At 50.1% G+C, this 22,203-nt stretch carries 22 protein-coding genes and 1 other RNA gene; 8 read left to right on the forward strand and 15 right to left on the reverse strand.

Going from position 1 to position 22,203, the window contains the following annotated elements:
* Window positions 1–302: 302 nt before the first annotated feature.
* Entirely contained in the window at window positions 303–539 is a 237-nt protein-coding gene (locus DY231_RS13885) for a major outer membrane lipoprotein (protein ID WP_034455915.1), read from the forward strand.
* 75 nt (window positions 540–614) lie between these two features.
* Here DY231_RS13885 and ldtE read toward each other — a convergent pair whose 3' ends face one another.
* The 7 genes from ldtE to sufA form a co-directional block, all read right to left on the reverse strand.
* Window positions 615–1,664 (reverse strand): L,D-transpeptidase LdtE, encoded by a 1,050-nt coding sequence (gene ldtE / locus DY231_RS13890; RefSeq protein WP_115629144.1) that lies wholly within the window; start codon window positions 1,662–1,664, stop codon window positions 615–617.
* Between the two features lie 100 nt (window positions 1,665–1,764).
* Entirely contained in the window at window positions 1,765–2,181 is a 417-nt protein-coding gene (gene sufE / locus DY231_RS13895; protein WP_115629146.1) for a cysteine desulfuration protein SufE, read from the reverse strand.
* A 13-nt stretch (window positions 2,182–2,194) separates the two neighbouring features.
* Complete coding sequence (gene sufS, locus DY231_RS13900) at window positions 2,195–3,415, reverse strand: cysteine desulfurase SufS (RefSeq protein WP_115629149.1); 1,221 nt, start codon at window positions 3,413–3,415, stop codon at window positions 2,195–2,197.
* Window positions 3,412–4,692, reverse strand: a complete 1,281-nt coding sequence (gene sufD / locus DY231_RS13905) for a Fe-S cluster assembly protein SufD (RefSeq protein ID WP_115629151.1) — start codon at window positions 4,690–4,692, stop codon at window positions 3,412–3,414. The genes sufS and sufD overlap by 4 nt, the downstream gene beginning before the upstream one ends.
* Window positions 4,667–5,413, reverse strand: a complete 747-nt coding sequence (gene sufC, locus DY231_RS13910) for a Fe-S cluster assembly ATPase SufC (protein ID WP_034494859.1) — start codon at window positions 5,411–5,413, stop codon at window positions 4,667–4,669. Before sufC ends, sufD begins: the two co-directional genes overlap by 26 nt.
* 16 nt (window positions 5,414–5,429) lie before the next feature.
* Window positions 5,430–6,914, reverse strand: coding sequence for a Fe-S cluster assembly protein SufB (gene sufB, locus DY231_RS13915; RefSeq protein ID WP_115629154.1), 1,485 nt, complete (start codon window positions 6,912–6,914; stop codon window positions 5,430–5,432).
* A gap of 8 nt (window positions 6,915–6,922) precedes the next feature.
* Entirely contained in the window at window positions 6,923–7,291 is a 369-nt protein-coding gene (gene sufA, locus DY231_RS13920) for a Fe-S cluster assembly scaffold SufA (RefSeq protein ID WP_115629157.1), read from the reverse strand.
* 449 nt (window positions 7,292–7,740) lie between these two features.
* Between sufA and iraP the strand changes: the two genes are divergently transcribed.
* Both iraP and DY231_RS13930 read left to right on the forward strand, forming a co-directional pair.
* Entirely contained in the window at window positions 7,741–8,076 is a 336-nt protein-coding gene (iraP, locus tag DY231_RS13925) for an anti-adapter protein IraP (protein WP_115629159.1), read from the forward strand.
* An 83-nt stretch (window positions 8,077–8,159) separates the two neighbouring features.
* On the forward strand, window positions 8,160–8,681 hold the full coding sequence (locus DY231_RS13930) for a GNAT family N-acetyltransferase (RefSeq protein ID WP_115629161.1): 522 nt from the start codon (window positions 8,160–8,162) through the stop codon (window positions 8,679–8,681).
* A 25-nt stretch (window positions 8,682–8,706) separates the two neighbouring features.
* Here the strand turns inward: DY231_RS13930 and DY231_RS25235 are convergent, their stop codons facing one another.
* The 5 genes from DY231_RS25235 to nudI all read right to left on the reverse strand — a co-directional run bounded on the left by DY231_RS25235 (window position 8,707) and on the right by nudI (window position 12,044).
* Entirely contained in the window at window positions 8,707–8,868 is a 162-nt protein-coding gene (locus tag DY231_RS25235) for a hypothetical protein (RefSeq protein ID WP_172588695.1), read from the reverse strand.
* A 186-nt stretch (window positions 8,869–9,054) separates the two neighbouring features.
* A complete protein-coding gene (locus DY231_RS13935; RefSeq protein WP_115629163.1) occupies window positions 9,055–9,555 on the reverse strand; it encodes a GlcG/HbpS family heme-binding protein in 501 nt (166 codons plus the stop codon).
* Between the two features lie 101 nt (window positions 9,556–9,656).
* Window positions 9,657–10,271: a response regulator transcription factor gene (locus tag DY231_RS13940; protein ID WP_115629165.1), complete on the reverse strand. Its 615-nt coding sequence runs from the start codon at window positions 10,269–10,271 to the stop codon at window positions 9,657–9,659.
* Window positions 10,271–11,584: a sensor histidine kinase gene (locus DY231_RS13945; protein ID WP_115629167.1), complete on the reverse strand. Its 1,314-nt coding sequence runs from the start codon at window positions 11,582–11,584 to the stop codon at window positions 10,271–10,273. The genes DY231_RS13940 and DY231_RS13945 overlap by 1 nt, the downstream gene beginning before the upstream one ends.
* Before the next feature lie 34 nt (window positions 11,585–11,618).
* Window positions 11,619–12,044 (reverse strand): nucleoside triphosphatase NudI, encoded by a 426-nt coding sequence (gene nudI / locus DY231_RS13950; RefSeq protein ID WP_115629169.1) that lies wholly within the window; start codon window positions 12,042–12,044, stop codon window positions 11,619–11,621.
* Window positions 12,045–12,296: 252 nt separating this feature from the next.
* Between nudI and DY231_RS13955 the strand changes: the two genes are divergently transcribed.
* Together DY231_RS13955 and nadS are read left to right on the forward strand one after the other, a co-directional pair.
* Window positions 12,297–12,692, forward strand: a complete 396-nt coding sequence (locus DY231_RS13955) for a type II toxin-antitoxin system RelE/ParE family toxin (RefSeq protein WP_115629171.1) — start codon at window positions 12,297–12,299, stop codon at window positions 12,690–12,692.
* Entirely contained in the window at window positions 12,662–12,958 is a 297-nt protein-coding gene (gene nadS / locus DY231_RS13960; RefSeq protein WP_115629174.1) for a NadS family protein, read from the forward strand. Before DY231_RS13955 ends, nadS begins: the two co-directional genes overlap by 31 nt.
* On the opposite strand, the gene menI is transcribed toward nadS, so the two are convergent.
* The gene (menI, locus tag DY231_RS13965) at window positions 12,959–13,369 is read right to left on the reverse strand and encodes a 1,4-dihydroxy-2-naphthoyl-CoA hydrolase (protein WP_115629176.1); all 411 of its coding nucleotides are present in this window, start codon (window positions 13,367–13,369) and stop codon (window positions 12,959–12,961) included.
* Complete coding sequence (gene ydiJ, locus DY231_RS13970; protein ID WP_115629178.1) at window positions 13,366–16,422, reverse strand: D-2-hydroxyglutarate dehydrogenase YdiJ; 3,057 nt, start codon at window positions 16,420–16,422, stop codon at window positions 13,366–13,368. Before ydiJ ends, menI begins: the two co-directional genes overlap by 4 nt.
* 205 nt (window positions 16,423–16,627) lie before the next feature.
* Here ydiJ and ydiK point away from each other — a divergent pair, with 205 nt between their 5' ends.
* Both ydiK and rprA read left to right on the forward strand, forming a co-directional pair.
* Window positions 16,628–17,728, forward strand: a complete 1,101-nt coding sequence (gene ydiK, locus DY231_RS13975; protein WP_115629181.1) for an AI-2E family transporter YdiK — start codon at window positions 16,628–16,630, stop codon at window positions 17,726–17,728.
* Window positions 17,729–17,935: 207 nt separating this feature from the next.
* Window positions 17,936–18,042: antisense sRNA RprA (gene rprA, locus DY231_RS13980), an RNA gene on the forward strand.
* A gap of 3 nt (window positions 18,043–18,045) precedes the next feature.
* Here the strand turns inward: rprA and DY231_RS13985 are convergent.
* The gene (locus DY231_RS13985) at window positions 18,046–20,421 is read right to left on the reverse strand and encodes a glycoside hydrolase family 3 N-terminal domain-containing protein (RefSeq protein ID WP_115629184.1); all 2,376 of its coding nucleotides are present in this window, start codon (window positions 20,419–20,421) and stop codon (window positions 18,046–18,048) included.
* 321 nt (window positions 20,422–20,742) lie between these two features.
* On the opposite strand from DY231_RS13985, the gene DY231_RS13990 reads away from it, so the two are divergent.
* A complete protein-coding gene (locus tag DY231_RS13990) occupies window positions 20,743–22,143 on the forward strand; it encodes a glycoside-pentoside-hexuronide (GPH):cation symporter (RefSeq protein ID WP_115629186.1) in 1,401 nt (466 codons plus the stop codon).
* Window positions 22,144–22,203: the final 60 nt, after the last annotated feature.

Here is a 22,203-nt window from a genome sequence, read left to right on the forward strand (position 1 = left end):
CTGTGAACGAATAATTTGCTAAAAAAGCGCCTGCGGGCGCTTTTTTTATTGGGTTTAATAGACTGTCTGAAATAAAAATCAAATCGGCTTGCTCTATTTAAGATGCAATTTAGTAAGATGAATCCGATTAAAATCCTCTGTTTTTTCTATTTTTTTTAGTTTTTAGCCCCGGTTCGGTGTTTCTTTGAGCGAACGATCAAATTTAAGTGCATTCCCATCAAAAATTTATTCTCAAGATAAAAAACTTTGTGTAATACTTGTAACGCTACATGGAGATTAACTCAATCTAGAGGGTATTAATAATGAATCGTACTAAACTGGTACTGGGCGCGGTAATCCTGGCTTCTACTATGCTGGCAGGTTGTTCTTCTAACGCTAAAATCGATCAACTGTCTTCTGACGTTCAGACTCTGAACGCTAAAGTTGATCAGCTGAGCAACGACGTGAACGCAATGCGTTCAGACGTTCAAGCTGCTAAAGACGACGCAGCACGCGCTAACCAGCGTCTGGACAACCAAGCTCACTCTTACCGTAAGTAAGAGTACTTGTATTAAAATGGCGCACATTGTGCGCCATTTTTTTTGCCTGTCATTCCTGTTCCCGTAAAAACTCCGCTAGTTCATCACCACGCTGTTTTGTCCGCTAACCACACTTCCGCTACCGTTCGGCGCTATCGTGCCGCCAGTGGACGCTTTGACGCTCTGTATTGGCGTGATATTAACCGGTTGCGATGGCACTCCCTGCGGCGCATTCACCAGCACCGGATAACCCGCTCGCCGCACAATAGCGCTATCAACCTGCGCCTTGTCGCTCATTGAGTTATCGATAAACGAGGCGAAAGAGGCATTAATCGCAATCGGCACGGTCTGTGGGTTTTCCCAGTCGTTACGCGACAGCGGCTGATGCACTTCCACAAATCGCCTGCCGTCCGGCTCAATCGTAAATTTCACCGGCTCATTAATGATTTGCACACGTGTGCCCCAGGCCACCTGGCTAAACAGCGCCTTAATATCTGGCGCCCGCATACGCATGCAGCCAGAACTCACGCGCAGCCCAATGCTGTTACGTGCGTTGGTACCATGAATCAGATATTCCCCCCCGCCCTGTTCAAGACGCAGCGCATAGCGCCCAAGCGGGTTATTAGCACCCGCTGGCACCACAGCGGGCAAGGTTATTCCCTGCGCGGCAGAACGTGCACGAATATTCGCCGTCGGAGTCCAGGTCGGATTAGGGATTTTCTGGCTGATACGCGTCACCATAACCGGTGTTTCACGCCCAAGCTGGCCAATTCCCAATGGATAGACTTCGACACGATTCTGTCCTGGCGGATAGTAATACAGCCGCAGTTCAGCAAGATTAATCACAATACCGACTCGCGGCGTATCCGGCAGGATCATTTGTGAAGGAATGGTCAATTCACTGCCCGGTTTTGGCAGGAAAGGATCGACAGTATTATTGGCCTCCAGAAGTAATAACACGCCGGTATTATATTTCGCGGCTACCGCTTCGAGGTTTTTACCATCATTCGGAACTATATAAGTTTGATTCACGCCAATAATCCGGCTGCCCGGTGGCGGGAGTAAATAATCAACAGCCCATGCCGACTGGCTTGCAGCCAGGGCGCTTACCAACATAAGTGTTATTTGAGAGAACGCGCGTTTCATACTGAATTCCTGTATTCACCGGCTGAATGCCGGAATGCTGAAAGCCATGCGAGGCAATAAAATTACCTCGCGTTAACAGGATGAAAGCTGTTCTAAGAGTTTAGCTAAGATTGGTGGCTTTGGTGCGGATTGCGCGGATCATTGCCTCAAGCCCCTGAGAGCGAGACGGCGTAAGATGTTGAGCAAGTTCAAGTTTCTCAAACCATGGGCGTACATCAAACGCGACAATATCCTGCGCAGTCATCTGTTGGTAGAGAATAAAAACGATAGCAATCAGCCCTTTGACAATCGCGGCGTCACTGTCACCCTCAAGCGTAATCACACCATCCGGCTGCTGATGCATCACAATCCACACCTGGCTTTGGCAACCCTGAATGGTATTTTCCGCTTTATGTTGAGCCGGTGGGAGTTCGGGTAAGCGCCCGCCAAGCTCAATGATATAGAGATATTTCTCTTCCCAGTTACTACAGCGGCTGAAATTCTTCAGCAGTTTTTCTTTGTCTGGCAACGTAGCCATGGCTTTCTCCGTGTTAGCCCAGCAGGCGATGGATGCGCTGTAATCCCGTGACCAGGCGGTCCACCTCTTCTTCGGTATTGTACATCGCAAACGAAGCACGACACATTGCCGGAACCTTGTAGAACGCCATTAACGGCATCGCGCAATGGTGCCCGGTTCGTACCGCAATACCATAGTTATCAAGGAAGCTGCCGACATCATAAGCATGATGTTTACCGAGGTTAAACGCGATAACACCGAGCCGCTGTTCAGGGCCATAAATCGTTAAATCCGGCACAGCCTTCAACGCCTGCTGCGCGTAATGCATCAGCGATTGCTCATACTCGCCCACTTCCGCCAGGCCAAGATTTTCAACATATCGCAAAGCGGCACCCAGCCCAATAATCCCGGCTGTATTTGGCGTTCCCGCCTCAAAGCGCCAGGGTGCGGCGGCGTAAGTCGTGCCTTCTGTGAGACTCACACTGGCAATCATCGACCCGCCCCCTTCCCACGGCGGCATGTTTTGCAGGATTTCTTCACGCGCATACAGCACGCCAATTCCCGTCGGGCCGTAAATTTTATGACCGGAGAAAAGGTAGAAATCGCAATCCAGTGCCTGCACATCAATGGCGTGATGCATGATGGCCTGCGCGCCGTCCACCAGCACTTTTACGCCCGCCTGATGCGCAGTCGCAATCATTTGTTGTACCGGGTTTTCGGTGCCAAGTACGTTTGAAACATGCGTAATCGCCAGCAGTTTTGTGTGCTCATCAATCAGCGTCGGGAACACTTCGAGTTGTAGCGTACCATCCTCATTAAGCGGGATAACGCGCAACGTCGCTCCCGTGTGTTCGCACAGAATTTGCCACGGCACGATATTGGCGTGGTGTTCCATCGCGGAAATAATAATATTATCTCCGCGCCGAATATTGGCTCGCCCCCAGCTGTTGGCAACCAGATTGATCCCCTCAGTGGTGCCTCGAACAAAGACAATCTCTTCAGGAGATCGCGCATTAATGAAGCGCGAAACCTGATTGCGCACGTTTTCCATGAGCTGCGTCGCTTCCGCGCTCAGCGTGTGGATCCCGCGATGTACCGCCGCGTAACCGTGGCTGTAAAAGTCCAGTTCAGCGTCGATAACCGCCTGCGGCTTTTGCGCACTGGCCGCGCTGTCTAAATAGGCCAGCGGCTGGCCGTTGACTTCGCGGCTCAGAATGGGGAAATCAGCCCGCACCCGTTCGATGGAAAAACTCATGCATCGCCTCCCGCAAAGCGCTGGCCGATCCGTGCCAGAACCTGCTGTTTTAATGCTTCGTCGCGAATACTTTCCGTAAGCTCTGCGGCAAAGGCATAAATAATCATCTGTCGGGCGGCCTCTTCTTTAATGCCGCGCGAACGTAGATAGAACATCTGTTCGTCGTCGATACGCCCGATCGTCGCACCGTGACTACATTTCACGTCATCGGCATAAATTTCCAGCTGTGGTTTGGTGTCCACTTCCGCCAGACGCCCGAGCAACAGGTTATTGTTGGTCATCTGTCCGTCGGTTTTAATGGCATGTTGAGCCACTTTAATCATGCCGTTGAACACCGCACGACCTTTATCACGCACGATAGTTTTGTGCAGCTGACGGCTGTTGCAATAACCCTTGTTGTGCTCAAGCCAGGTTCGCGTGTCGCACACTTCGTTATTTATCGGCAACGCCAGGCTGTTCATGTGTAGTTGCGTGTTCTCGCCGTTAAGTTGCGTACTGGTGTTGTGGCGCAACACCGCCGCCCCCAGCAGGAAGCTATTACTCTCAACCGTCGCATCCTGGCCGACCACTAAATCGTTATGCGCAAAGTGATAGCTCTGCGCATTTTCAAACGCCATTTTGTCATGGTGCAACTGGCTGTTTGCGCCGATTTCTGCGGTAAAGCGGGCACCCGTAAAATGCGCATGCTCGTCAAAACTCACGTAGTGCTCAATAACCGTCGCGTTTGCGCCTTCGCCCAGAGACAAATGGTGGCGATAATGTGCCGTATTCATCTCACCCTGCGCACTCCCCCGGCTGACGTGCATTAGCAGCAACGCTCTTGCCGGACTGTGATTACGCGCTACGCGAATATGCGTCACCGTTTCGGCGAGACTCTCGGTAAGATGCAGGAATACTTCGCCCTGCACTGCGGCGGGCAGCGAATCCCGTTGTTCATCGACGGTCACATCAAAACCGCTATGGGTTATATCGTCGCTCAGTTCACGGCTGAATCGCCCATCAACAAACACCAGCCGCCATGCGTCTACCGGCAATGCCAGTTTATCGCGCTGAACTTCGCTCAACGATTCCTGCACAGGCAGAACAAACTGATTATTCAGCAACCCTTCCAGGGGCGTGTATTTCCAGTTTTCATGTTTGCGCGTCGGCAGCCCCAGGCGCAGCATTTGCTGCATATGTTCCTGAGCTTCTTTGCTGCGTTTATCACCCTGCGTTTCAAACAAATGATGCCATTGTTGCAGGGCATTGCCGTTACTGCTGTTCGGTAAGCCAGCCATAACCCTGCTCCTCCAGTTGTTTCACCAGACTGAAATCACCCGATTTCACGATTCGGCCCTGATAGAGCACATGAACAAAATCAGGTTTGATATAGTCAAGGATACGCTGGTAGTGCGTGACGATAATGAATGAACGGTTGCCATCACGCAGGGAATTGACCCCTTCTGCGACAATTTTCAGCGCATCAATATCCAGCCCTGAGTCGGTTTCATCGAGAATACAAAGTTCAGGTTCCAGCACCGCCATTTGCAGAATGTCATTACGTTTTTTCTCACCACCAGAGAAGCCAACGTTCACTGAACGCGTCAGTAAATCTTCCGGCATTTTCAGTAATTTGATTTTCTCTTCCATCAAATCCTGGAAATCAAAGCGGTCGAGTTCTTCTTTGCCCCGATATTCGCGCACCGCATTCAACGCGGTTTGCAGGAAGAATTGGTTGCTGACGCCGGGAATTTCTACCGGATACTGAAATGCCATGAAGATGCCTTCGCCCGCACGGTCTTCCGGCGATAATTCCAGTAAATCTTTGCCTTTGAAATGCACCTGCCCGCCGGTGACTTCGTAATCTTCACGCCCGGCAAGCGTTGCGGAAAGCGTGCTTTTCCCGGAGCCGTTCGGTCCCATGATGGCATGCACTTCACCCGGTTTTACTTCAAGGCTTAAGCCGCGCAGGATCTCTTTGTCCTCAACGCTTACCTGTAAATCTTTAATGCTCAGCATAATTTTCCCTTAATTCTTATCCGACACTGTGTTCGAGGCTAATCGCTAATAGTTTTTGTGCTTCCACTGCGAACTCCAGCGGTAATTCCGAGAACACGTCTTTACAGAAGCCGTTGACGATCATTGAAATCGCATCGTCCTGGGCTATCCCGCGTTGCAGGCAATAGAACAACTGGTCTTCACCGATGCGCGATGTCGTCGCTTCGTGCTCAAGCTGAGCAGTATTATTGCGGCACTCAACATACGGGAAAGTGTGCGCACCGCTGTCCGGGCCGATAAGCATCGAATCGCACTGGGTGAAGTTACGGGCGTTGGTCGCCGTAGGCATGATTTTCACCAGTCCCCGGTAGCTGTTCTGGCTATGCCCGGCAGAGATCCCTTTCGAGATAATGGTCGATTTGGTGTTTTTGCCGATGTGGATCATTTTGGTGCCGGTGTCAGCTTGCTGATGCCCTGCCGTCAGCGCCACCGAGAAGAATTCGCCAATGGAGTTATCGCCGCGCAGGATCACGCTCGGGTATTTCCAGGTGATTGCTGAACCCGTTTCAGACTGCGTCCAGGACATCTTGCTGTTCGCCCCTTCGCACAACGCACGCTTGGTCACGAAGTTAAGAATGCCGCCGGTGTTGCCGTCGCCAGGGAACCAGTTCTGTACGGTCGAGTATTTCACTTCAGCATCTTTATGGATGATGACTTCCACTACCGCTGCGTGAAGCTGGTAGCTGTCGCGCACGGGAGCCGAGCACCCTTCGATATAACTGACATAACTTCCCTCGTCGGCGACTAAAATAGTGCGTTCGAACTGGCCGGTTTTTTCGGCATTGATGCGGAAGTAAGTTGAAAGCTCCATTGGGCAACGCACGCCTTTCGGCACGTAAATGAATGTACCGTCGGAGGCCACTGCCGCATTCAACGCGGCAAAGAAGTTGTCATTGCTGGGAACGACAGTGCCGAGATATTTTTGCACCAGTTCAGGGAACTCATGAATCGCTTCGCCAAAGGAGCAGAAAATAATGCCCTGTTCGGAGAGTTTTTCACGGTAAGTGGTCGCCACAGAAACGGAGTCAAAAATTGCATCCATGGCGATATTCGAGCCTTCATGCACCGGGACACCGAGCTGTTTAAACGCCTCTTCCACTTCGCCCGTCAAATACGCATTGCTGCCGGGTTGCTGAACCGCACCCGGTTGCGACTCGCAGTTATCGTCACAACTGCCGCACGACGGCGCAGAGTAATAGCTGTAATCCTGATAATTCAGCTTTTCGTAGTTGGCTTTCAGCCAGTGCGGCTCTTCCATTTCGAGCCAGGCACGATATGCACTCAGGCGAAATTCCAGCATCCACTCGGGCTCATTACGCCGCGCAGAAATCGCCCGCACCACATCTTCGTTGATGCCGTGCGCCATTTCGTCGGTTTTCAACTGGGTGAAAAAGCCTTCTTTATAGGAATGGCTGCCCGCCCAGGTTTGCACTTCTTCAGACGTTTCAGTGTTACGTGACATAATCCCGCCTACACCCCAAAGCTTTCACCACAACCACATTCGTGTTGTGCTTTCGGGTTGTTAAATTTGAATATTTCGTTTAATCCTTCATGCACATAATCGACTTCCGTTCCGTCGATAAACGGCATAGCTGAAAGCGGAACCCACAGCTTTGCGCCGTCCGTCTCAAAAAGTAGGTCGTCAGGGTTAGGCTCTTTTACGGTGTCCAGCACGTAGCCAAAGCCCGCGCATCCAGTTTGTTTGATACCCAGACGCACGCCCAAAAACCCCGGCTGTTGACTCGCCAGTTTGCGAATATGTGAGCACGCATCAGGCGTGAGCGTTAGCCCCTTCCAGGCGAAGTCGGTGGGATCGAAGCTACCGGTTTGCACATCCATAATTCACCTCTTTTATGTTTTGCCGCCCAAAGGCCAATACCCTATGTTAATGATAACAATTATCAATACAACATCCTGATAACAGGGGTATTCATGAAATGCTGTATTTTTAGGCGTATTAATTAAGGATAGACCCTGCTGAAACTCTTGCAGGTGGTGAAAAGAGCTATTTAAGCCTCTGAAATCAGGAGGATTTGACTGCTACGGGAAAGCTTAGGTGATAGAAAGTAAAAGATGTATAGAGAATACCGATTTAAGTGATTGGTGGTTCCAGTGAGCACGATGTTCTTCATCGTCAATGCATAGATGAGCGTTCGCAATACCAGGCGGGTGTTGCATGTTCATTAGGGGGAGTGGTGCGCAATCACAACTTAGGCTATTTTCATTTTCATCAAATACATCTCACCCTGATTATGTTTAGGGGTTATCTGGCTAGAAATGAGGCTTTTATGAAAAACTTAATACTGGGTGTGATAGCAAAAATTTCTAAAATGGATGCCGAAGCCAAGCAACTGGCGGCAAAAGTCGAAGCTCAGTCTTTGCTGATAGGAGCATTGTTACTGACCATTGGTAAAAATGGCGGTATGAATGAGATGCTTGAAAACGTCCGAAAAGCAATCAATGCCGCTTTAGATACGGCTGACACTCCTCTGAAGACTGACGCTGAGATACTTTTAAATGAATTCAACAATCTTATTTTGTTAACGCAACTCATGGAAACAAACGATGCTGAGATTGATCTTGATGCTTTGAAGAGCATACCCGGAGAAACAGCGACTGACTGAGTTTATATTAGGGTGGTAAGGCGAGGCATGTCCTTGCCTTTCTGATAAATTGCAATCCGGTAAAACGCACAAAAGATAACTTGATGATAACCATTGCAACCGAAAGGTTAATTTTGCGTCCGCAGACCATCATGGATTTTGATTTGTGGTATCTGATGTATGCTGATCCTAAAATTTTCCACGTGACGAACTCTCCAGGGTTTACCCCGGAAGAGGGATGGAACCGGATGTTGAGAAACATAGGACACTGGTCCACGTTTGGATTCGGGATATTTTCTATCTTCCAAAGATCTGATGGTGCTTTTTTAGGGGAAACGGGGTTGGCTAATTTTCATCGTGGTATTGATGAAGAATTTGATAACTGCGCTGAGGCTTCATGGGTCATTTCACCTGCGACCCAGAACCGGGGAATTGCAACAGAAGCTGCCAATGCGGCACACCAGTGGTATGGTGATTCGTTTTCTCCGACCAAAACTTTCTGCCTGATTGTGAAGCATCATCCGGCCTCGATTCGCGTAGCTGAACATATCGGTTACCGTATTTATGATGAGTGTTTATATAAAGGAGCGGAGTGCTTCAAGCTCAAGCGTTTATGGGAAAAGTAATCCACTATTCCCATTTTTCCAAATATTAATAACCGGCAGCTTTGTTAGCCGCTTTTATACGCTTATTCCTTGCATCTTTTTCATTTTTATCAGTAGCCTGCATTATTCCACCAGCAGCATCTATCCAATCACTTGCTGTACACCCGGATAGTGTCAGGCTCAACATAAGCGCAAACATATACTTCATTTTAACTCCCTTATTTCCTGTCCATGTATAAAAAACGTCCGTGTAATACGCAAAGTATTTGACGCTGAATACGTTATTTTGACAAAAAATTTAAACATGAGCAAAAGGGAATAAGAAGCACAACTGTTTTGCGCATGACGTTACACGCTAAAATGCACATGCAATGCAACGCCACGCAATTCATTATCAAGAAGCGTTGAGGGCAGCCTTATTAGCCTCAAGTGCGTCAGCCGCACATTGCTGGTCCAGATGCCCGCCTGGTGCGCCGCCAATACCAATCGCTCCGATGGTCTGGTTATCAACTTTCACAGGAACTCCGCCGCCCAATAATAAGAAGCCTGGAATATCGCGCATATTCTTCGCATCGGCGTTATCCTGAGCACTTTTCATCACATCGCCAGTGGTATTTTTTGTGGTCAGCGCGGTATACGCTTTCATGCGGCTGGCTTCAACGGTATGCGGGCCTGCGTTATCCATGCGTTTAACCACTTTCACCACGCCCGCGCGGTCAACAATTGTCACCGCCACGTTGTAGTTTTTGGCGCTACAAGCCTGGATGGCGCTTTGGGCAAGTTTGTCAGCAAACTCGAGAGAGAGATTCTTTTCAGTCAGAACATTACTGGCAAATGCAGGCATTGCAGCCATGGTACTGAACAGAGCGGCCGCTAACAGGATGGATTTTTTCATGGTTTATTCCCTCAACTCGGAGTGATTAATTGACAAGAGTTAAGGTAACCAACTGCGCAAATCGAAACCATTCGGGTGAATACCTGGCAAACCAGGTAATTTTACGTAGTTCCTTTTAAACCGCCGTAAACTTTAATCAGCTTCGCCAGTGAATTGATTTCCAGCCGGGCAAATATACTGGCGCGATGCGCTTCAACGGTTCTTGGTGATAACGAAAGATCACGCGCCATTTCTTTATTCGATTTGCCCTGCATGATTAGCGCCATCACTTCTTGTTCACGGGCAGAAAGCGTGGCCAGTTTCGCCTGTAAATCAGCCTGGCTTTCACGTTGTTGCTGGATCAATTTCTGCTGCTCAAATGCCGCCCCTACCGTTTCAATCAACAAATCCGCATCAATAGGTTTGGTGAGAAACTCAAAAGCCCCGTTTTTAAACGCTCGACGGCAAAGATCGATACTGCCATGGCCGGTCATCATGATAATCGGCAAGGTACTTCCCCTTTGCTTCCAGCTTTCAAGCAACGTAATGCCAGATTTACCGGGCATACGAATATCCAAAAGCAAACACCCGTTCAGATTCTGCAACTCAGGCTGAGACGCCAGAAAAGTTTGTACACTGCCATAGGCCTGCGTTTCCCAGCCCATCGTTGCCAGAAGAGCGCTCAATGAAATGCGGATTGCTTCGTCGTCGTCAATTAAGTAGATTCGTTGCGTCATCACGCCTCCTGCTGTGTGAGAGGGAAAACCAGAGTGAAACACGCCCCGCCTGTGGCGCTGTTTTGCGCCTGAATGCTGCCATTTAACCGCTGCACCAGCGTTTCCGTCAGCGCCATTCCTAACCCAAGGCCATCTTTACGCGTGGTAAAGAAAGGCATAAATACTTGCTCTAATGCCTGTTCGGATAATCCCTGCCCGCCATCAGTGACGGTCAAAATGATGCTGTCCGCCGTCTGGGATGCATGGATTGCGACCCAGGCTTTGTCCGTTTGCTGCTGCGCCTGAATCGCGTTATTGAGCAGATTATGGAAGATTTGCTCAATACCTAATGGCGAGGCGATGAGTGGAGGCAGAGAGTCAGGAATCTGATTCATGACACTGACTTTGCCACGCTCGATTTCGTTCCCCAGCAGCATCACCACTCGTTCCCAAACCTGGCGCAAATTGACCGGTTGTAGCGCCTGTTCGTCATTGTGCAATTTTTCACGGAATGCCAGTAGCAGAGCGCTGATGCGTTTAGTTTGCATGACCGACGCATCCAGCAGCGGTTGTGCTTTTTCCGCCTGTTGCTGCTTAATTAAACGCTGCGCCGTTTGCGAATAGCTCAAAATTGCAGTGAGGGGTTGATTCAGTTCATGCACCATGCCTGCCGCGATTTCTCCCATTGCATTCAAACGTGCCAACTCTGAAAAATGGGCGCGTAAATTGGCAATGTTGCGCTGTCGTTTAGTCATCTGATACTGATTATAAAAGTAGATAACGACTGCCCAGAAAACACCCACCAGCAGCAAAACCAACCAGGGCAAACTTCGCCAGTCAGGATTATTCGTCACCAGTAAATTCAAAGGCTGTGAAGGGCTGGCGATGTCCTTTTCCCAATTCCACCAGTCCCCCTTACCTTCCGCGCCCTGCGTGATAAGCGGCGCATCTTTCCAGCTCAGGCTGAAATGGTGAAATTTCTGGGTGCGAACAAAATCGGCCAGCAACGTCGGCAAATCAATCAGCAACGACCCCTGCGGCGAGTTTATCCAGTATGTGCCTGCGCGCGCAGGGTTTATATCCGGGCGCGGAGGCTCATGGGGTTGGGTTTGCCAGCGCAGAATATAAGGGAATTTTTGCTGCACCACGGCAGGATCGCTGCTGTTAGAAAGCAGTGCAAGAATCACATCGTTTTGCGAAAGTTTAACTGTGATGTCGCGATACAAAATACGGAACTCCGCACTTTGCTCCTCATACTGCTGATGCAGCGCATAAACCACGACGCCACCGCCCGACAGCGCGGTGAGAATCAGCCAGATGAGTGCTTTACGCATCGCGTTCCTTAATGTGGGAAGGGTTGATCGGGAATCAAATCCAGCCTTTTTTACTGAATGTCACTTTCGTCGCTTCGTTCAAATCGTAGTTGCTCAGCTCAGAATGTTTAACCCAGGCAATATCCTGAAACTCTTCGTTAAAAGCGACATTACGGTTGGCGCTCACGCAGTCAAACATCAGGTAAATCATATAAATTTCTTCTTTTGAACCGTCAGCGTAAGTCTTCACGCGCACATCGTCAGCGAAGGTCCAGGGTTTAATACTGGTGATTTGCAGCTCCGTTCCTAGCTCTTCAGCAATCTCACGCAGCAACGCGTCTTCCATTTGTTCACCCGGCTCCATTCCGCCGCCGGATAACGCCCATTGCCCAGGGAACACACCGCGATCGTCGGCCATCTTGCACAACAGAACTTCACCATTATTTTCAATAATCGGGCAAACAATAACTCTCTGACGCATTGGATTTCCTTATGTTTTATGGCCGCCGTATGACCTTAACAGATTACTCAATTTGCTTAGAAAAATATTTTGCGAGGCACTTTCCACAATTTTTGACAATGGCTGTCGCTCCCCGTTTTCTGGTAATACAGTCGCATTTTCTCGTGACTGAGAAAATATATTAAGACTCCAACAGAAACGTACAAAGTACGAGAAAGGACTTGTCAATCGTACTGTGTACGCATAGGATCATCACAAGGAAATGAGTACGATATGGATTATTTTGAATTCATCGAGACAGTAATCTTCAGCAGGCAGAGAGCTACATTGCTAGATGATGACAGCTTCATGGAACTTCAGGTATTCCTGATCAAATATCATTCAGATGGCGATACGATACGCAAAACCGGTGGCTGCCAAAAGATAAGATGGAATCGCCCTGGTATGGGAAAACAAGGCGGGGTCAGGGTTATTTATTATGTCGTCGAACCTGATAACAGGATTTTTTTGCTAACGGTTTACGCTAAAAATGCAAAAGACGATCTGACTGATACAGAAAAAAATACATTTAAAAAATTAACTGAAAAACTGATTATTCAAAAACAAATACCCCTCAGCTCAACGGTAAAGGCCTTGATATGGATAAAGAACTTTTTGACGATTTGGTAAAAAGCATGGAAGAGATGGTTGCCATTCATAATGGAGAAGTGCAACCGCCTCCTGAGAGGATTCACCGCCACCCAATGCCAGCGGTAAAGGAAATCCGGGAAACTGCTGGATTAAAACAGGAAGAGTTTGCTCAGGCGGTGGGGGTTAGCCCTTCACTGGTGCAAAGCTGGGAGCAAAAGCGCCGCATTCCATCCGGGTCATCGCTAAAAATATTGTTGATGCTCGAACATAATCCGGCGCTTATTAAGGTTCTGCTGGCTATCTAATTACACTACCGCTGTCGTCAGTCGCGATGTGCAACAAAGCCGCCCTTGCTCATCGCTGATTTCGATTTGCCAGACCTGGTGCCTGCGCCCAACATGCACCGCTTTGCAAACACCGCGTACAAGGCCTTCTCGCGCCGATCGCAGATGGTTAGCGTTAACTTCCAGACCAACGATTTTCTGCTCGCCTTCGGTACACAAATATCCGGCTACCGAACCGAGCGTTTCAGCTAACACCACCGATGCTCCGCCGTGAAGCAAGCCAAACGGCTGGCGAGTGCGGTTATCCACGGGCATTGTGGCTTCCAGTTCATTGTCGTCGATGCGGGTAAATACGATGCCCACGTGCTCCACCATGTTGTCCGCGCCCATTTTATTGAGCGCTTCCAGATTCACTTCACGTCGCCAGATCATCCCATAATCTCCAGTAATGCCTGTAGCGGATGGCGAACACCGTTGCCTTCCACTCGTTTGACCTGACTGCGGCACGAATAGCCGGTTGCCAGGCAGCGTTGGCGTGGCAGGCGTTGCATTGCCTGGTGCCACGACAGCTCGTAAATCCCCAGTGAGTTAGCATGGTTTTTTACCTCATGCCCGTAGGTTCCGGCCATACCGCAGCAGCCGACGCTAACATTTTCAAGCTTCGCACCTAAGCGCGCAAAAATTGCCGACCATTGGTTTGGCGCCGTAGGCAATGCGGTGACTTCAGTACAATGGCCAAACAGATACCAGGATTCGCCACCAACCGCTGTGACTTCACGGTTTGCAAGCACACCAGGCAACCATTCATGAACTAATTGCACGTGGAACTCCCCGCGATCGTCGCCCAGCGTTTGTTTGTATTCGTCGCGATAACACAGCACCAGCGCAGGGTCGACGCCAACCATCGGCATTCCGAGTTTCGCCACGCGGTTGAGGAATTCAGATGTTTTACGCGCCGTCCTGGCAAATTTTTGCAGGAACCCTTTAATGTGCTGCGCTTTACCGTTTGGCGAGAATGGCAGTACCACCGGCTCCAGGCCTAGTTTTTCAACCAGACGCACAAAATCGGCCACCACTTGCGCATCGTAATAACTGGTGAACGGGTCTTGTACCACCAGCACCGTTCTGGCTTTCTGTTCAGAAGAATAACTTTCAAGCTGCTCAAGTGTGGTATTTGCCGAGGTATGCCCGACCAATTGCTGTTGCAGCGAGGGGGTGGAAAGCATCGGCAAATCAATCATGCCGATATGTTTGGCCGATAGATTGCGGACCCACGGCTGACTCATAAAGAAGTTAAACGTCTTCGGCGCACGAGCCATAAGAGGGGCGTAACTTTCTACGGTTGCCACCAGATGATCGCGCATCGGGCGTAAATAGCGGGTGTGATAAAGCTGCAAGAAGCGCGAGCGGAATTCCGGCACATCGATTTTTATTGGGCATTGCGTTGAACACGCTTTGCAGGCCAGACAGCCGGACATTGCCTCTTTCACTTCATGAGAGAAATCGTATTCGCCTTTGCGAGCATGCCAGGAGTTGCGAGTACGCTCGATTAACGTGCGCAAGCTGGCGCGCTTTTCCGGCATCTGTTTTTCCAGCGCATCTGGATCAACGCCACGATCGGCCAGCAAACGCAGCCATTCGCGCGTTAAAGTTGCCCGCCCTTTCGGCGAGTGAATACGATTGCTGGTGATTTTCATCGACGGGCACATCGGGCTTTTCACATCGAAGTTAAAGCACAAACCGTTCCCGTTACATTCCATCGCCCCGCGCCACGAGGTACGCACCGCAATGGGGATTTGCCTGTCGAAAGTGCCGCGCTTCACCGCATCGACCTGCATCATCGGGTCATCCACACCTAACGGCGGGCAGATTTTCCCAGGGTTCAGGCGGTTGTCGGGGTCGAAAACCGCTTTGATGCGACGCAGTTCTTCATACAGCGTTTCACCAAAGAACGCCGGGCTGTATTCAGCACGGAAGCCCTTACCATGTTCGCCCCAAAGCAGACCGCCATACTTCGCCGTCAGCGCAACGACATCATCAGAAATGCGCTTCATCAACACTTCCTGATGCGGATCGGTCATATCGAGCGCAGGACGGACGTGTAAAACGCCTGCATCGACGTGGCCGAACATGCCATAACTCAGGTTATGGCTATCAAGCAATGCGCGGAACTCAGTGATGTAATCAGCCAGATGTTGCGGCGGTACACAGGTATCTTCCGCAAACGGGATGGGTTTTGCCTGCCCTTTCGCGTTACCCAGCAGGCCAACGGCTTTTTTGCGCATGTTATAGATGCGTTCAATGCCTGCCAGCTCTGTACAAACCTGCCAGCCGATAACGCCTCCCTCCCCCTGGGAAATCAATAAGTCGAGGCGCTCGCACAATGAAGCAACCTGCCCTTCGATTAATTCCAGGTCGTCGCCTGCAAATTCAACGATATTCAGGCCGAGCATTTCTTTGCCGGGAACATCGGTGATTAATTCATTGACTGAATGCCAGACGATATCTTCCCGCGCCAGGTTGAGCACTTTCGAATCGACTGTTTCAACAGAAAGCGCACGCGCCTCCACCATAAACGGCGCGTTACGCAGCGCCGAGTCAAAGGAGTCGTATTTGATATTGACCAGACGGCGCACTTTCGGCAGGCGCGTGATGTCCAGCTTCGCCTCTGTGATAAACGCCAGCGTGCCTTCCGAACCGCAGAGAATGCGCGTCAAATCGAATTGCGAAAGGGAGTCGTTGAAGACGTGGCGCAGATCGTAGCCGGTCAGGAAACGGTTCAGTTTAGGGAATTTATCGATAATCAACTGGCGCTGCTCACGGCAACGTTCGAGTACGGTGCGATAAATCTTTCCGGTCGGGCTGTCATCGCGCCCTAAATCTTCCGCGAGGGCTGTCGACATAGGATGAGTGTCAAGAATATCGCCGTTCAACAGAACAGCCCGAACGCCCATCACGTGGTCAGAGGTTTTGCCATAAACCAACGAGCCTTGCCCGGAGGCGTCGGTGTTGATCATTCCACCGAGCGTTGCGCGGTTGCTGGTTGAAAGCTCAGGCGCGAAGAAGTAGCCGTAAGGTTTGAGGTATTGGTTCAACTGGTCTTTGATCACCCCCGCTTCCACCCGCACCCAACCCTGCTCAGGATTGATTTCAATGATGCGATTCATGTAGCGCGACATATCAACGACGATGCCAGTATTGAGCGACTGGCCGTTGGTTCCCGTACCACCGCCGCGCGGCGTGAAGACAAGAGATTTGAAGCGTTCTTCGGAGGCGAGTCTGGCCAGCAACGCCACATCTGCCGTAGAACGCGGGAATAACACCGCATCCGGCAACAGCTGATAAATGCTGTTATCGGTCGCCATCGTGAGTCTGTCAGCGTAGCTGGTGGCGGTATCGCCGGTGAAACCTTGTTGTTCCAGTGCCTGTAAAAAATTGAGCACCAATTGAACAAGACCTGGTGCCTGAGATATTTGTGGGATCATTGACGGGTCGACCCTGCCTGACGTTATTAGTTGTGAGTTATCGTTTGCGTTTGCTTCCATTCATTTTTTAACACATTTTTTTAGGACATGCGCGTACGTTTTGTTCCTGTCAAAAACCGAGGAAATACATCATCATTAACACATCCGCTTCGCGGCTTTAACGAAGGCACTTTGCCCGTTATCAGTTATTAAGGTGATTTTATCTATGGTTAAAGTCAGTCAGCCGAAGGATCTGCTACAGATTCTGCTGTCGGTGTTGTTTATCTCGGTGATGATCATCGCCTGCTTATGGGTTGTCCGTCCGTTTGTACTCGGTTTTGCCTGGGCAGGTACCATCGTGCTCGCGACATGGCCTCTGATGCTTAAGGTTCAGAAATTGCTGTGGGGGAAACGCTCCCTTGCCGTTCTGGTGATGACGCTGTTGCTGTTAATGTTATTTGTGATCCCCGTTGCGCTGTTGGTAAACAGCCTGGTCGATAACAGCGGCCCGGTTATCGATTGGGCGACGAAAGGTAATATGGAGCTGCCAAGGTTCGACTGGCTTAACACCATTCCATTGGTGGGCGACAAACTTTACGCAGGCTGGAATGCTCTGGTTGATAGCGGCGGCAGCGCTATTATGGCAAAAATTCGCCCTTATATCGGCACAACGACGACCTGGTTCCTCGGTCAGGCGATTCACGTCGGTAGCTTCCTGATGCATTGCGGCCTGATGCTGCTGTTCAGCGTGCTGCTGTACGCGAAAGGTGAAACGCTGGGTAACGGTATTCGACACTTTGCGTTCCGCCTCGCGGGTAAACGTGGTGATGCGGCGGTATTGCTGGCAGGACAAGCCATTCGCGCCGTCGCGCTGGGTGTTGTGGTTACGGCACTGGTTCAGTCAGTCCTCGGTGGCGTCGGTTTAGCCATTGCAGGCATCCCTAACGCAACGCTACTCACCGTGGTGATGATGCTGTGCTGCCTGGTGCAAATCGGTCCGTTGCTGGTGTTGGTCCCATCAATTGCCTGGCTGTACTGGACCGGTGACACGACCTGGGGCACGGTGCTGCTGGTGTGGAGTTGCGTGGTAGGTACGATGGATAACGTTATCCGCCCGGTTCTGATTCGTATGGGTGCAGACTTGCCAATGATCCTGATTCTCTCCGGGGTTATCGGAGGGTTAATTGCCTTCGGGATGATTGGTTTGTTTATCGGGCCAGTTCTGTTGGCGGTCTCTTACCGTTTAATTTCAGTGTGGATGCACGAAGCTCCAGCCCCGCAAGATGACCCAAATGAAGTGGTAGAGATTCTGGAAGAACAGGAATAAACCATGCTAATACTTGTGTTGCTCGCCTGGAATGGGAGCAACACAAGCACATTGATTAACAGCGCTTATCAGTTCCCCGCGTTTTATCTTCCGTTTAAGCCTTTGATTCTCTAACCACGCAGTAATGTGATCTCAACCGTTAACTTCTTATTAACTATTGAGACGAATCCGAGTGACGCTCCAGGGCGAGATGCCTACTATTAGTTCACGGCTATGAATCAACGCATTGATTTATAAGCATGGAAATCCCCTGAGTGAAACAACGAATTGCTGTGTGTAGTCTTTGCCCATCTCTACGATGGGCTTTTTTTTGTAGATCAGTCTTCGACCTCGCAATGACTCAGCATCCGCCATTTACCGGTAATAACCCGCGTTTCGCCGGTCACTCGCACAACACCCACGCTTCTGATATCAGCACTCGACGCGCCAACACGAATTTCAAACTCGCCCGGTTCCACCACACGTTCACCATTACGGCGAGTGAAATTGAGCATATCGGTTGGGATGCTGAACGTGAGTCGAGCGCTGGCACCAGGTTCAAGGTGAATACGCTGGAAGGATTTCAACTCTTGCACCGGGCGCACCATTGACGCCACTTTATCGTGAACATAAAGCTGCACCACTTCGCTACCCGCGACGGTCCCGCTGTTGCGAACGATGACGCTAACCGTCACCACGCCACTGTCGCTGGGGACACTATCGCTTTCAATTTGTAGCGGGCTGTAGTCGAATTCCGTCCAGGTTTTACCGAAACCAAACGGATAGCGTGAACCAAAATGGAACGCGAACGGTGTACCGCCGCTTTTGAGTTTATGGTTGTAGTAATACGGCACGGCTCCGGCACTTTTCGGGATGGACACCACCAGTCGCCCACCGGGTTCTGCGCGCCCGGTAAGCACATCGGCGATCGCGTATCCGCCCTCTTGCCCCGGCGCCCAGGCCATCAGCAATGCTGCAACGTTATCTTCCTGGCCACCTAAATTATACGGACGCCCACCGGTCATCACGACGACGACCGGTTTGCCTGTCGCGATGAGTTGATCGAGTAATTGTTGCTGTACGCCAGGCAGCGCCAGGCTATCGGTATCGGAGCCTTCGCCAACGGTGCCGCTCTGGAACAAACCGGATAAATCCCCCACGCATAACACCACTACATCACTTTGTTCGGCTGTTTTCACCGCGTCTGGAATCAAAGAAATATCGTGTGAAACGGGTGATGACTGCATCGGTTTTCCGCCACTGTCGCCAGGAAATACCGGAGCGCCAGCCATGCGTTTTTCGATAATATGGCAGCCTTTGCTGTAGTGAACATTGTCGTTGCCCAGTTGCTCGCGCAACGCTTGCAATGGCGTGGTCACTTGCGACGTTTGCTCAAGCATATCGCTGATGATCAGATGCACCGGGAAGCTATAACCGCTCAGCAATGCCAGCGGGTCATCAGCCGTCGGGCCAATAACTGCCACGCGGGGTTTGCCGTGCAAAGGTAAAACGCCGTTGTTTTCCAGCATAGTCATGGAACGCGTTGCTACGTCGCGGGCAATTTTTCGGGTCGATTCCGTTTGCAGCGCAACGCCATTTTCATCACGGTAAGGCTGCTCAAACAAGCCAAGGCGGAATTTCTCTTTCAGTACACGGCTAACAATTTCATCAATCTTTTCCATGGTTATCAGGCCACGTTCCACCGCTTGCGCGAGGTGGCGGGCACAGTCGTCTTTCGGCAACTCCACATCCAGACCAGCGTTAAACGCCAGCGCCGCGGATTCCGCCGCATCGTGCGAAATCCCATGATGCTGGTGTAATAAACTCACCCCGCCGTAATCCGCCACTATCAGCCCGTCAAAGCCCCACTGCTCACGCAAAACGGTGGTCATCAGGAATTCATCAGAATGCCCCGGCTGGTTATCAATATCGTGATAGGCTGGCATGACCGACCCGGCATTTGCCAGCTTCACAGCCATTTCAAACGGCAGCAAGAAGATGTCATTCAGCTCGCAAAAACCCAGATGCACCGGGGCATGATTACGTGCGCCCTCGCTAAATGAATGGCCAACGTAATGTTTGAGCGTCGCCAGCAGGTCACGTTTTTTGCCCTGCAAACCTTTGACATAATGCGTCGCCATCATGCCCACCAGCCATGGGTCTTCACCGAAAGTCTCTTCGGTACGTCCCCAGCGTACATCGCGCGAAACATCAAGCACGGGCGCAAGCCCCTGGTGGCAACCCGTTGAACGGGCTTCCTCACCAATCGCGGCAGCGGCACGCTCAACAAGGTCTAAATCCCAGGTCGAACCATAATTCAGCGAGGAAGGAAATAACGTTGCGTCTTTGCACAATAAACCGACTAAACACTCTTCATGAAACAACGCCGGAATACCCAGGCGAGTCTCTTCCACCAGCGTTTTCTGTAAGCGGTTGGCCGCACGCACGCCCTCTTTCGCCTCCACAATATGCGTGCCTAACGGCCTGGTGATTTGCCCGACGCCAAGCTTAAGGCGCTCAGTCAGTGCCGCTTGTTCTGTGACACCGGAAAACTCATCGCTCAAATCGGTACGTTCTCGATGATTACCGTCGCTTTGTAAAATCAGCCAGTACGCATGCATTTGCGCAAATTTTTCTTCCGGCGTCATACGCGACAGCAAATCGCTGACTCGTTCATTTATCGTGCGGTGAGCGTCCTTATAAATGGCTGGCATCATATTCCCCTTTCAAGTTCGGTCATCCGCGCGACTGTCACGGATATGATATCTAATCATCAATATGAGTGATGAATAGCACGGGGAACAATTGCCAGAATAACCAGCCAGATTACGTTTTTTAGTTTTTAGCCATAACTGTGACGGGATTCAAAAATATAGTGAGTACAAATCTATTTCAGTGCAAAGCGAGAGGGATAAGAGATAACTCCGTCACATTTGATAAGAAACATAAAACACAAATGAAAAATTACAATACTCCTGGCAACATTCACAACATATAACTACTGGCATATTCGGAATTTTAATAAAGGTGAATGTATGTCGGTACTGGCAGAAAAGATTACCAACAAAGAAAAACTGGGGTTTGGCCTTGGCGATGCGGCAAGTCACATCGTTTTTGATTCCTCCGTCGCCATCCTGGCTTATTTTTATACCAATATTTATGGTTTGCCCCCGGCAGTAATGGGGACATTGTTTTTAGTGGTCAGAGTCCTGGATGCGATTACCGATCCTATTATGGGCGCCATTGCCGATCAAACCAAAAGCCGTTGGGGGCGTTTCCGCCCATGGTTATTGATTATCTGCGTACCTTTCGCTGTCAGTTGCGTGCTGGTTTATTCAACACCGGACTTTGAGCAAACCGGTAAAATTGTTTATGCCGTCCTCGCTTATATATTTATGACGCTAATGTACACTGCGATTAATATTCCCTATTGCTCGCTGGGTGCCGCCATTACTTCTGACCCACAAGAGAACCTCTCTTTGCAGTCCTGGCGTTTCGCTATCGCGCCAATCGGCGGTGCGATGGGTACTGCACTGATTCTTCCGTTGGCTGATTTTCTTTCTCCGACTGACAGAGCGGCGGGGATGCAGTGGGCAATGGGTATCTTTGGCGTGATTGGCTGCATAATGTTCCTGGTTTGCTTCTTGACGACCCGCGAGCGTATTACGCCAGTCAAAGAAGAAAACCTGAATATTATGCGCGACGTGAAAGTTTTATTGAAAAACGATCAGTGGCGTATTTTGTCGGTCTATAACCTTGCAATGCTTTGCGGTGTTGTCGTACGTGGTAGCCTGTTAGTTTACTTCGTGCAATATATCCTCAACCAGGGTAGTGGCATTATTTCTATGTTTATGCTTGCCACAACTATTGCCGCTGTATTTGGTAGCTTATTTGCCAAACACCTCGGCGGCTGGATGTGTAAAATCCGGGCATCTATATGGATTAACGTCCTTAGCGCATTAGTAGGGTTATTATTCCTCGTATTACCGACTAACTACTGGATCCCAGCCTTCCTGGTACATATTTTCCTTAATATTTTGCAAGGCATTAACGCCCCTCTGCAATGGTCAATGATTACCGATGCCAATAACTACGGAGAATGGAAAACCCAACGCCGTATTACAGGCATGAACGTCGCCGCGAATATCTTCATTATCAAATTAGGGGTGGCAATTGGTGGGGCATTAACCGGTTGGGGTCTGGCGGCGTTTGGTTATCAGGCGGGCGTAGAACAGCAATCTGCTGAAGCCGTACAGGGCGTATTGATTCTGTTTACGGTGTTACCGGCTATTTTCTACTTAATTACCGCAATCTCGATTCGTTATTATAAATTAACCGAAGAGAGAATGAACATTGTGGTCAGCGATCTGCGTGAAGGGAAATTCCAGACCGAAAGTGAAATTCCTGTGATGATGAACCCAAAAGCTTCTGTATAAGGTGATGTAGGGTGGATAAGCGATAGCGTCATCCCCCCTACAAATATTAAAGGCTCCTCA

The sequence above is a fragment of the Buttiauxella agrestis genome, from assembly GCF_900446255.1.
Taxonomy (GTDB): Bacteria; Pseudomonadota; Gammaproteobacteria; order Enterobacterales; family Enterobacteriaceae; genus Buttiauxella; species Buttiauxella agrestis.